Origin of the sequence: Vibrio intestinalis (assembly GCF_025195085.2) — a bacterium.
GTDB lineage: Bacteria > Pseudomonadota > Gammaproteobacteria > Enterobacterales > Vibrionaceae > Vibrio > Vibrio intestinalis.
Window position 1 is genome coordinate 78,110 of sequence record NZ_JANAVY020000017.1, and the last position, 10,448, is coordinate 88,557.

The window sequence follows — 10,448 nt, forward strand, 5'->3', positions numbered from 1 at the left end:
TGGACTTAAATTTATTAGCTAAGAACGCTACCTACAGCGAACCAGTCAGCGCGAGAGTTAAGAATATCTTGCACTGACATTGCTTTTTTACCCGGTACTTGCAGTTGCTCTAGCGCAAGGACACCTTGGCCTGTTGCAACGTAGATGCCGGTTTTATCTGCTTGCAGAATCGTACCTGCAGGCTTGTCAGACGTTTGCTCAGCAACACGGCTTTGCCATACTTTGATGCTGTTCTCTGCCGCTTCAAAATGGCTCATTGGCCATGGATTGAATGCGCGTACACAACGTTCGATGTGAGTTGCGTCTTCGCTCCAGTCAATGCGAGCTTCTTCTTTGCTGAGTTTCTTAGCGTAGTTAGCAAGCTCATCGTCTTGCTTTACTGGAACTGCTGTACCAGCGGCGATGTCATTGATGCACTCAACCAAGGCTTGTGGGCCTAGTTCAGCCAGTTTGCCGTACATAGATGCACTGGTGTCAGGTGCTTCAATTGGCAGTGTGGCGATTTTCAGCATGTCGCCAGTATCTAGGCCGATATCCATCTGCATGATGGTCACGCCTGTTTCCGCATCACCCGCCCAAATTGAACGTTGAATTGGAGCGGCACCGCGCCAGCGTGGAAGAATTGAGCCATGTACGTTGATACAACCTAGTTTAGGAGTATCAAGTACCGCTTGAGGTAGCAGAAGACCGTAAGCGACCACGACCATGATGTCCGCATTGAGGTCAGCAAGCTCTTGTTTCGCTTCATCTGATTTGAAGTTTTCTGGCTGGTAAACCGGAACATTGTGCTCAAGGGCTAGGTTTTTTACCGCGCTTGCTGTCAGCTTTTTACCACGACCCGCAGGGCGGTCAGGGTTAGTGTATGCTGCAATAACTTCGTGCTCCGAAGACAACAACGCCGCCATATGCTGGGCGGCGAAGTCCGGAGTACCTGCAAAAACAATTCTTAATGGTTTGCTCAAGGTACCATCCTTACTTAATTGGGTTAGCGATTAAGCTTTATTAGACTGTTTCTCGTTGAAACGCTTAATCTTAGCTAGCTTATCTTGAATGCGCTTACGCTTTAGAGGCGAAAGGTAGTCAACAAACAGTTTGCCTTCTAGGTGGTCAAGCTCATGTTGCACACAGATAGCAAGTAGGTCATCTGCATCGAATGTGAACTCTTCACCTTCACGGTTAAGCGCTTTTACTGATACTTCTGCTGCACGTGGCACAAGTGCGCGCGCACCAGGAACTGATAGGCAACCTTCTTCGATGCCATCATCACCACGTTTTTCTGTGATCTCAGGATTGATCAGTACCATAGGCTCATCGCGAGTCTCGGAAATATCGATAACTACGATGCGCTGGTGGATATCAACTTGCGTTGCAGCAAGGCCGATACCTTCTTCGTCGTACATGGTTTCAATCATGTCGTCGACGATTTTTTGAATCTCTGGAGTAACCGCTTCTACAGGCTTCGCGACAGTGCGAAGGCGATCATCCGGGAATGTTAATACTTGTAATACAGACATATACACTCGAAATGTTGAACTGTGCCGAATCAGGGTAAACCTCGTTGGCTCAATTCTAGACATTTTAGACCTCAAATGACAGCATCATTACGTTTTTTGCGCAGCTTTAGTGTTGAATAAATAACCGCAAAAAGCCCGAGGTTTTGTTGCTCCATAACGGTTTTAACACAAGGATTGGCTATGTATCGAGTAAGGCTCAAAGCACTGCTTACACTCGCAGCTCTCGTTGCCGCACCATTTAGCTGGGCTGAATCAGCGCTGAAAATAAAAAATGATGCCCCGCAAACTTACACAGTGGTGAAAGGCGATACCTTATGGGATATCTCTGAACTGTACCTTGATAATCCATGGTTATGGCCAAGACTTTGGCAGGCAAACAGCTACATCAATAATCCGCACCTTATTTATCCTGGCGACAAACTCAATCTTATTTGGCGTAATGGTCAACCATTGTTGAGCCTCAAAACCATGGTGAAGCTTAGCCCTCGCGTTCGCCTACTAGATAAACAAGCGGTACCTGTAGTGAGTGAAAGCCTCGTCTTGCCTTACTTAGAATCAGATCGACTATTGACGCTCTTGTCGTTGCAGCAAGTTGACCGCGTATTGGGTTCAAGTAATGGTAAGCAGTTTCTAACCAATGAAGACGTGCTTTATATCAGTGGTCAGCAGAGTAAAACGCAGTGGGGAATTTATCGCGAGGTGGAAACCTTTACCCGTGAAGAGCAGCGCGTCGTAGCTTTAAAACAAGTGGCTTGGGGTGAGTTGAGCTCGGCAGATGCGGATATGAGTTCGCTGCGCATTACTCAGCAAGTCCAAGAAATATTGGTCGATGATATTGCTCTACCAGCAGTAGAGAGTGACAAAGGTGAATTGACCACGACCTTCTACCCACAGCCATCGCCGGCTGAAAGTGTGGCGCATATTCTCGGGACATTAGAGGGCAGTCAGTATGTGGGTCAAAACCAAGTGGTAGTGATTGACCGTGGCGAGCAAGATAACTTAACTCAAGGCAGTATGTTTGAATTGTATAAACATGGCGCTGCAGTGAGTGCTAAGCAATCAGCATCGAAAGTGGTTGAGAAAGCGGTCAAAGACAAATTGACAATGCCTAATCAACGTATTGGTAGCTTAATGGTGATTCGCCCTTATCAACACTTTAGTTTGGCTTTGGTAACGGAAAGCTTACAGCCGATCGGCAAAGATACCTTAGTTCAAGCGCCAGTCGTGCCTGATAGTGCTCATCAGGAGTTGAGCACGCAATGACCCAAGAAGCGCTTCGCGCTTGGTTAACGCTCTACTTTACCCCGCGGCTAGGTCCTAAAGGCCTAGCCCGTTTGCAAACTAAAGACAGTTTGGAAAACATCGTCCACTCTTCCCCTTCTGCGTTATCGGCACTTGGTTTTACTTCTACTCAAATTGAATATATTCGAAATGGCAGTATCGCTTATGTTGAGCAGTGCTTTGAATGGCAGCAACAAAGTGAAGACAACCATATCCTTTGTTTGCAAGACGCTGATTATCCGCCATTACTAAAACAAGTGACTGCGCCACCTGCTATCCTTTTTGTATCAGGCAGAAGAAATGTGCTGGCTAAACCTCAAGTGGCTATCGTTGGCAGCCGAAATGCCAGTGTGGATGGCTTAGCTTCGGCAAAATCGTTCGCTAAAAATTTTGCTGAGCAAGGTCTAGTAGTTACCAGTGGGCTTGCATTAGGGATTGATGGTCATGCTCATGACGGGGCGTTGCAAGGAAACGGAGAAACCATTGCTGTGCTTGGATGTGGCTTGCAGAACATCTACCCCGCGCGTCATCGAAAACTGGCAGAAAGAGTCAGGCAGCAAGGGGCGTTAGTTTCAGAGTTTCACCCGACGATTCAACCTAAAGCGGATAACTTCCCACGTCGCAATCGGATCATCAGTGGTTTGTCGGTGGGCGTGATGGTTATCGAGGCCGCAGAGAAAAGTGGTTCTTTGATTACCGCTCGCTATGCCGCAGAGCAGGGTCGAGAGGTGTTTGCCTTACCCGGCTCTATTCACCACCCGCAATCGCGTGGATGTAACTCATTGATCAAACAAGGCGCGTGTTTAGTACAAAGTGTTGAAGATGTCGTCAATGAAATCGAAACCTTGCTGCGTTGGTCTGATATTAATAAGCCTTTGCAACAGCAACCAAAGCAAAATGATTGGATTGAACAAATCGATAGTAAACAACAATTGCCATTTGCTGATCTTCTAGCTAACGTAGGCAATGAAGTGACGCCGGTTGATATTCTTGCACAGCGGACCAATATACCAGTGCATGAAGTCATGTTGCAGCTTTTAGAGCTTGAGCTCTCAGGGCATGTTGTTGCGGTTTCTGGTGGCTATATTCGTAAGGGGAGGGGCTAGCTATGATGATGGATATCCTAATGTATCTATTTGAAACTTACATCCATAGCGATGCTGAGTTACAGGTCAATCAAGATGAGTTAGAAGATGAATTGCTTCGCGCTGGTTTTGATCAAAAAGACATATATAAAGCCCTTGTCTGGCGAGAAGAGCTTGCGGCACTGCAACAAAGTGAAACGCACTCCGCTATTTCAGTATCAAGTGGTGCAGTCTCTACGCGCATTTTTAGTGATAAAGAGATGGCGCGCCTCGATCTTGAGTGTCGTGGTTTCTTGATGTTTCTAGAACAAGTTAATGTACTTAATACTGAAACTCGCGAAATGGTCATTGACCGCGTGATGGGTTTAGAGACTCAAGAGTTCGAACTCGATGATCTTAAATGGATTGTGTTGATGGTACTGTTTAACGTACCGGGCAACGAAAACGCCTACACGCTAATGGAAGAGCTTTTGTACAGTAAAGAACAAGGTATTCTTCATTAGATTGAGTCGCGATGAGTAGTAAAATCGATCAACAGTTATTCTCCGCTCATGAGCACGCCCTAGAGCATCAAGCTTGTCCTAAATGTCAGGAACAAGGGCGTGATGGCGAACTGCAATTACGCCATGGTAAACATGGCCCATTCCTAGGTTGTCACTTGTATCCAGCCTGTGACTACATAAAACCACTGCACCAAAATGATGGACATGTGATTAAAGAGCTTGGCGTGCCTTGCCCTGATTGCAGTCATGAATTGGTACTGCGCCAAGGTCGCTATGGGATGTTTATTGGTTGTAGCCATTACCCTCAATGCAATCATATAGAGTCGTTAGATCAACCAGAAGAAGAGCAAGCCGATCACATTGCTTGCCCTGAATGTGGCAAAGGTGAATTGGTTGAGCGCAAAACCCGTTTCGGCAAACTATTTTACGCTTGCGATAACTACCCTAAGTGTAAGTTTGCGGTTAATCAGCCCCCTGTCATGGGCAAGTGTGAGAAATGCGGTTTTGGTTTATTGGTAGAAAAGAAGCTTGCCAGTGGCACTAAGTTGCAATGTGCTGACCGAAAGTGTCATCACACTCAACAAAGCTAATTTTCGATGTTAGCGAATCAGATATAAAAAACGGCGCTCGATGCGCCGTTTTTTATTGAAGGGTCAAGCTTAATTAGCTTTTAATGCTCGCGGCAAATTCATGAACCGCAGGGAAAGCTTGCTCATCTAGCATTTCCGCTAGTGCGCAAAGTTTACGCTGCAACTCACCAGTGTAGTCACCACACACATTGATGTGACCCATCTTACGACCAGCACGTTTTTCTTTGCCGTACCAGTGAATATGACAACCATCCATCGCCATTAATGACTCAGGCAAGATGTCTTCACCAAGGATGTTGATCATTGACGTTTCGCGAACCAATTTGGTGCTACCAAGTGGCAAGCCACATACCGCACGTAAGTGGTTTTCAAACTGACAAGTTTCCGCACCTTGTTGTGTCCAGTGACCGGAGTTATGTACACGAGGAGCAATTTCGTTAACTAGCAGTGTGCCATCCACATCGAAAAATTCGAGTGCCAACACGCCCACATAGTTCAAGCTGTCGGCAACCGCTTGGAACATCTGCTTAGCTTGTTGTTGCAGACCTTGATCAGCAATCGCCGTCGATAAACTCAGCACACCATCGGTATGAATGTTCTCAGCAAGAGGGTAAACCGCCACAGAGCCATCTTTACCACGAGCTCCAACTAATGACACTTCTCGATTAAAAGGCACAAACTCTTCGGCTACGATGGCTTGAGTGGGGGTAGCGGCTATGCACTCTGCCATCTCTTGCCAAATCGCGTCAGCTTGGCTGGCATCTTTTAAACGCCACTGGCCTTTGCCGTCATAACCACCAAGAGCACTTTTTAGCACCATCGGAATGCCGACGTAGTCAATCGCGTGTTGGAAGTCTTCACGAGTTTCAATTACGGCATACTTGGCGTTACGTACTTTTGCTTCATCTAATAGCGCTTTTTCAATGCGGCGATCACCGCCTGATTTAATTGCTTGAGCGGAAGGGAGAAACTTACCGCTGCGCTCGCACACTTCAAGAATATCGTGAGGGATATGTTCGAACTCCGCTGTGATGACATCGGCTTGTGCAATCGCACTCTCTAAGCCATGACCAATCACCGCTTGAGTCAGTGGATGTACGACATTGCCACTACCAACATCATAAGCAGATAGCTCAATATTTAGTGGCGCACCAGCCAATGACATCATGCGTGCCAGTTGGCCTGCACCTAACACCAATACGTGCATGGTTTAGTCCTCAGCAGGGTTTGGGTTAGCCAATACTGTTTCTGTTTGCTCTGCGCGGAAGGCTTCAACTTTCGCCATCACCGCTTCATCGTGAGTACCAATGATTTGCGCAGCAAGAATGCCCGCATTTGCTGCGCCTGCTTCGCCAATGGCTAACGTGCCAACCGCGATGCCTTTTGGCATTTGCACGATTGAGTATAGAGAGTCGATACCGCTTAATGCGCGAGATTGCACTGGCACACCAAGAACAGGTAATGCAGTGAAAGCGGCTGTCATACCCGGTAGGTGAGCTGCGCCGCCTGCACCCGCAATAATGACTTTGAGGCCGCGCTCTTTCGCGCTCGTTGCGTAATCTGCAAGCAATTGAGGAGTTCGGTGAGCTGAAACCACTTTTGTTTCATATTCAACACCAAATTGGTCGAGCATTTCTGCTGCGAGCTTCATGGTTGGCCAATCAGATTTCGAACCCATGATGATACCGACTTTCATCTCAAACTCCTTCAAGTTACGAATAGGGTAAAGCAGTAAATTTGTGCGCATTATACGAGGATTTTTGATTCAAGCAAACGTTTGCGTCGGTTTGGTTATCGATTCAAATTCCTTACGGACACAATTTATAAATAATTTGCTTTAGTCATGTGTTGAGAATGTTAGTACACTGAATAAAAACAGTAACAGACAACAAAGAAAGGAAGTTCAGTGGAGAACTTTGAGCAAGCACTTACAGCACTTCAGCAAGGGGAAGTGATCGCTTACCCAACTGAGGGTGTGTTTGGTGTCGGCTGCGACCCAGATAGCCCGCAGGCAATTGAAAAACTCTTAACCTTAAAACAGCGCCCAGTAGAAAAGGGGCTGATTTTAATTGCGGCTAATTATCAGCAGTTATTGCCTTATATTGATGAATCACAGCTAACCGAGCAACAGCTAGAAGCGGTGAAAGCATCATGGCCGGGGCCGTACACTTGGATAATGCCTGCCAGTGATAAGGTGTCGAACTGGGTATCTGGTCAGTTTGATTCAATCGCCGTTCGTGTTACTGACCATTCTTTAGTACAAAAGATGTGTTTAGCTTTTGGCAAACCCCTTACTTCTACTAGCGCCAACTTAACGGGTTTACCACCCTGTATGACCACTGAAGAGGTGGAGCAGCAATTAGGAGATAAGCTGGTGGCGATTTTACGTGGAGAAACGGGAGGCCGTGATAAACCAAGTGAAATCCGTGATGCGAAAACGCTACAAGTATTAAGACAAGGTTAAGGGTTCGACTCATGCCAAGCACCATTGATAAACAAGCGGTAAAGCAGTTTCTTCTAACATTACAAGATTCGATTTGTCAGCAGTTAGAGCAAGCGGATGGACAAGCTGAATTTGAGCAAGACGCTTGGCAACGAGAGCCGGGAGAGAAACTGGCTGGTGGCGGTCGCACGCGAGTGATGACTGACGGCGCAGTCTTTGAACAAGGTGGCGTGAATTTCTCGCATGTTCAAGGTAATCAAATGCCTGGCTCGGCGACAGCTCATCGTCCTGAACTCGCTGGGCGACGTTTTGAAGCCATGGGCGTCTCTTTAGTGATGCACCCTAAAAACCCTTATATTCCCACTTCACACGCCAATGTTCGCTTCTTTATTGCTGAAAAAGAGGGTGAAGAACCTATCTGGTGGTTTGGTGGCGGTTTTGATTTAACACCCTTCTATCCTTTTGAAGAAGATTGCCAATACTGGCATAACACCGCAAAAGAGATCTGTGCGCCCTTTGGTGATGATATCTATACCGAACATAAAGCGTGGTGCGATAAGTATTTCTATTTGCCGCATCGTGATGAAACGCGTGGTGTAGGCGGCTTGTTCTTTGATGATCTCAATCAGTGGGAGTTTGATAAGTGCTTCGATTACATTAAAGCGGTAGGGGAAGGATATACCCAAGCTTATCTGCCAATTGTTGAGCGCCGCAAGCAAACCGAGTTTGGTGAACGCGAACGCCAGTTTCAGCTCTATCGACGTGGCCGTTATGTCGAGTTCAACTTAGTGTTTGACCGCGGCACCTTGTTTGGTCTTCAAACAGGTGGACGTACTGAGTCTATATTAATGTCGATGCCACCACTGGCTCGTTGGGAATACAACTACCAAGTAGAGCCTAATTCGCCAGAAGCTGAGTTATATAATCATTACCTCAAACCGAGAGAGTGGTAAATCTTCCTTCTCTATATAGATAGTGATAGTGTCATAATCACAAATATGAAGTTGCTGCTTGCTGAGAGTATCTTTGAGAGGCGGCTTCATCTTTAGTCTCAGTTTAAAAAAGGATGAGCAGGTAAGGATATGACGCAACAAATAGATCGCTATGCAGTGTTTGGTAATCCAATCGGACACTCGAAATCTCCCTTTATCCATACCTTGTTTGCTCGTCAAACCAACCAGTCGATGACTTACACTGCTAAGCTTGCACCAATTGATGGCTTTGAATCAGCTGCCTGTGAGTTTTTCTCCAACGGTGGTCGAGGCTGCAATATTACCGTGCCTTTCAAAGAGCAAGCCTATCAATTTGCCAGTCGCTTAACTGAACGAGCGCAATTAGCCGGTGCGGTGAATACGCTTAAAAAGCTCGATGATGGCGAGATCATTGGTGACAACACCGACGGTGCGGGCTTAGTACAAGACTTACTGCAATACCAAGTGCCTTTGAAAGATGCGCGAATTTTGTTGATTGGCGCAGGCGGTGCGGCGCGTGGTGTCGTGCAGCCTTTATTAGAGCAATCGCCTGAGTGTTTGGTTATCACTAACCGTACGTTTAGTAAGGCAGAGCAGTTGGCATCTATGTTTGCCGAGTTTGGTAACGTGGTGGCAAGTGAGATGAATCAAATAGACCAACCGTTTGACGTGATCATCAACTCAACATCAGCCAGTTTGTCGGGTGAGCTTCCATCGATATCGACTGAGATTTTCTCTTCTACATCGACTGCCTATGACATGATGTATGGTAAAGGTAAAACAACCTTTAATCAGTGGGCATTAGATAACGGTGTGGCTCACGCTTACGATGGGTTAGGCATGTTAGTTGGTCAAGCGGCAGAAAGCTTTATGTTATGGCGCGGGCTAAGACCCGGGACAAGACAAATCCTCAGAGAATTACGTAAAAATTTAGAAGGCCTATAATGAACCAGTCAATTTTGTTTCCAGATATCCAAGATTGGAATCAAGAACTGCAAGCGGTGGTATTTCCCGCTCAGCAAGCAGGTGCTTTAATTGAGTGCGTTGCGACGCTGGCTTACATCAATAAGCTCAGTGGGCAATCAGTCGTAGAGCCGGAGCAAGCTCTTCAACTATTCATCGACAATCGATTTGAAATTGAAGAGCAAGCAGAAGAGCTTATAGAAGAGGAAGAGTTTAACCAGCAAGGCCAAGTTGAACTCAATTAGAGAGACTTGACCTGATGTAAGTAGTCTTCTTTATTTTGTACATAGTTATCGGCAGATTTTGTTAGAAAGGCGCGTTCTTTGTCAGTCAAAGGGCGCGCCTTTTTCACTGGGCTACCAACATATAAGAAGCCACTCTCTAATACCTTGCCTGGCGGAACTAAACTTCCCGCACCTATCATTACGTCTTCTTCTACTATAACCGCATCAAGTACGATGGCACCCATACCGACTAATACGCGATCTTTAATGATGCAGCCATGCAGCATTGCTTTATGTCCTACAGTTACATCATTACCGATTAATAGTGGGTAGCCTTGAGGGTTTTCAGCATTCTTATGCGTAACGTGTAAAACGCTGCCATCTTGAATATTGGTTCGATGACCGATATGGATATGGTTTACATCCCCACGAGCTACAACTAATGGCCAAATGCTCGAATCGTCGCCAATTTTAATATCGCCGACCAAAAGTGAAGAGCTATCTATATAGACACGTTGACCGAGCTGCGGGCTGATACCCTTATAACTGCGTAAAGAAGACATGATTTATCCTTGTTATTGGCTGCTTTTGGCTAATTTGAGCATAGAAGAGTCGAATAAATAAGCGTTTGTGAATAGAAAACACCCAAACAATAAAAAAATCAAAAAAAACGCTAAAAAGGGCTTGCCAACGTGACGGCGATCTCTATAATGCCCCCTCGCTGACACGGGAACGCTTCGAAAGAAACAAGAACGGTTCAGCAGGTCAATTAGCCAAGCCAAGCGCTTGAAAAAAGTTTTGAAAAAAGTGGTTGACACTAAAACTTATCTCGCTAAAATGACCGCCTCTTGTTGAGTGATGTGAGTCACAAACA

Annotated in this window: 13 protein-coding genes; 8 read left to right on the forward strand and 5 right to left on the reverse strand. The window is 46.1% G+C overall.

Annotation, left to right across the window (positions count from 1 at the left end; genetic code table 11):
• Window positions 1-14 precede the first annotated feature (14 nt).
• The gene (gene fmt, locus MU515_RS17350) at window positions 15-962 is read right to left on the reverse strand and encodes a methionyl-tRNA formyltransferase (protein ID WP_260261644.1); all 948 of its coding nucleotides are present in this window, start codon (window positions 960-962) and stop codon (window positions 15-17) included.
• A gap of 30 nt (window positions 963-992) precedes the next feature.
• Window positions 993-1,514, reverse strand: coding sequence for a peptide deformylase (def, locus tag MU515_RS17355; RefSeq protein WP_260261645.1), 522 nt, complete (start codon window positions 1,512-1,514; stop codon window positions 993-995).
• Between the two features lie 180 nt (window positions 1,515-1,694).
• On the opposite strand from def, the gene MU515_RS17360 reads away from it, so the two are divergent.
• The 4 genes from MU515_RS17360 to MU515_RS17375 are packed head-to-tail and all read left to right on the forward strand — an operon-like array spanning window position 1,695 to window position 4,973.
• Entirely contained in the window at window positions 1,695-2,777 is a 1,083-nt protein-coding gene (locus MU515_RS17360) for a LysM peptidoglycan-binding domain-containing protein (RefSeq protein ID WP_260261646.1), read from the forward strand.
• Complete coding sequence (gene dprA, locus MU515_RS17365) at window positions 2,774-3,901, forward strand: DNA-processing protein DprA (protein WP_260261647.1); 1,128 nt, start codon at window positions 2,774-2,776, stop codon at window positions 3,899-3,901. The genes MU515_RS17360 and dprA overlap by 4 nt, the downstream gene beginning before the upstream one ends.
• 2 nt (window positions 3,902-3,903) lie before the next feature.
• Window positions 3,904-4,383, forward strand: coding sequence for a DUF494 family protein (locus MU515_RS17370; RefSeq protein ID WP_279257673.1), 480 nt, complete (start codon window positions 3,904-3,906; stop codon window positions 4,381-4,383).
• A gap of 11 nt (window positions 4,384-4,394) precedes the next feature.
• Complete coding sequence (locus MU515_RS17375; protein WP_260261648.1) at window positions 4,395-4,973, forward strand: DNA topoisomerase family protein; 579 nt, start codon at window positions 4,395-4,397, stop codon at window positions 4,971-4,973.
• Window positions 4,974-5,046: 73 nt separating this feature from the next.
• On the opposite strand, the gene MU515_RS17380 is transcribed toward MU515_RS17375, so the two are convergent.
• Window positions 5,047-6,180: a 5-(carboxyamino)imidazole ribonucleotide synthase gene (locus MU515_RS17380; protein ID WP_260261649.1), complete on the reverse strand. Its 1,134-nt coding sequence runs from the start codon at window positions 6,178-6,180 to the stop codon at window positions 5,047-5,049.
• 3 nt (window positions 6,181-6,183) lie between these two features.
• Complete coding sequence (purE, locus tag MU515_RS17385) at window positions 6,184-6,669, reverse strand: 5-(carboxyamino)imidazole ribonucleotide mutase (protein ID WP_260261650.1); 486 nt, start codon at window positions 6,667-6,669, stop codon at window positions 6,184-6,186.
• Between the two features lie 210 nt (window positions 6,670-6,879).
• Between purE and tsaC the strand changes: the two genes are divergently transcribed.
• The 4 genes from tsaC (at window position 6,880) to MU515_RS17405 (ending at window position 9,595) form a co-directional block, all read left to right on the forward strand.
• Window positions 6,880-7,437 (forward strand): L-threonylcarbamoyladenylate synthase type 1 TsaC, encoded by a 558-nt coding sequence (tsaC, locus tag MU515_RS17390; RefSeq protein ID WP_260261651.1) that lies wholly within the window; start codon window positions 6,880-6,882, stop codon window positions 7,435-7,437.
• 11 nt (window positions 7,438-7,448) lie between these two features.
• Window positions 7,449-8,369: an oxygen-dependent coproporphyrinogen oxidase gene (hemF, locus tag MU515_RS17395; RefSeq protein WP_260261652.1), complete on the forward strand. Its 921-nt coding sequence runs from the start codon at window positions 7,449-7,451 to the stop codon at window positions 8,367-8,369.
• Between the two features lie 129 nt (window positions 8,370-8,498).
• Window positions 8,499-9,332: a shikimate dehydrogenase gene (gene aroE, locus MU515_RS17400; protein ID WP_260261653.1), complete on the forward strand. Its 834-nt coding sequence runs from the start codon at window positions 8,499-8,501 to the stop codon at window positions 9,330-9,332.
• Entirely contained in the window at window positions 9,332-9,595 is a 264-nt protein-coding gene (locus MU515_RS17405; protein WP_260261654.1) for a DUF1488 family protein, read from the forward strand. Before aroE ends, MU515_RS17405 begins: the two co-directional genes overlap by 1 nt.
• Here MU515_RS17405 and MU515_RS17410 read toward each other — a convergent pair.
• Window positions 9,592-10,137 carry a gamma carbonic anhydrase family protein gene (locus MU515_RS17410; protein WP_260261655.1) on the reverse strand — a complete coding sequence of 182 codons (546 nt, stop codon included), beginning with the start codon at window positions 10,135-10,137 and terminating at the stop codon, window positions 9,592-9,594. The two genes, MU515_RS17405 and MU515_RS17410, sit on opposite strands and share 4 nt — an antisense overlap.
• Between the last annotated feature and the right edge of the window lie 311 nt (window positions 10,138-10,448).

Excerpts from the sequence above, each read along its gene's own strand:
- def (WP_260261645.1), bottom strand. The coding sequence starts at position 1,514 with ATGTCTGTATTACAAGTATTAACATTCCCGGATGATCGCCTTCGCACT.
- MU515_RS17360 (WP_260261646.1), top strand. The coding sequence starts at position 1,695 with ATGTATCGAGTAAGGCTCAAAGCACTGCTTACACTCGCAGCTCTCGTT.
- dprA (WP_260261647.1), top strand. The coding sequence starts at position 2,774 with ATGACCCAAGAAGCGCTTCGCGCTTGGTTAACGCTCTACTTTACCCCG.
- MU515_RS17370 (WP_279257673.1), top strand. The coding sequence starts at position 3,904 with ATGATGATGGATATCCTAATGTATCTATTTGAAACTTACATCCATAGC.
- MU515_RS17375 (WP_260261648.1), top strand. The coding sequence starts at position 4,395 with ATGAGTAGTAAAATCGATCAACAGTTATTCTCCGCTCATGAGCACGCC.
- MU515_RS17380 (WP_260261649.1), bottom strand. The coding sequence starts at position 6,180 with ATGCACGTATTGGTGTTAGGTGCAGGCCAACTGGCACGCATGATGTCA.
- purE (WP_260261650.1), bottom strand. The coding sequence starts at position 6,669 with ATGAAAGTCGGTATCATCATGGGTTCGAAATCTGATTGGCCAACCATG.
- hemF (WP_260261652.1), top strand. The coding sequence starts at position 7,449 with ATGCCAAGCACCATTGATAAACAAGCGGTAAAGCAGTTTCTTCTAACA.
- aroE (WP_260261653.1), top strand. The coding sequence starts at position 8,499 with ATGACGCAACAAATAGATCGCTATGCAGTGTTTGGTAATCCAATCGGA.
- MU515_RS17405 (WP_260261654.1), top strand. The coding sequence starts at position 9,332 with ATGAACCAGTCAATTTTGTTTCCAGATATCCAAGATTGGAATCAAGAA.
- MU515_RS17410 (WP_260261655.1), bottom strand. The coding sequence starts at position 10,137 with ATGTCTTCTTTACGCAGTTATAAGGGTATCAGCCCGCAGCTCGGTCAA.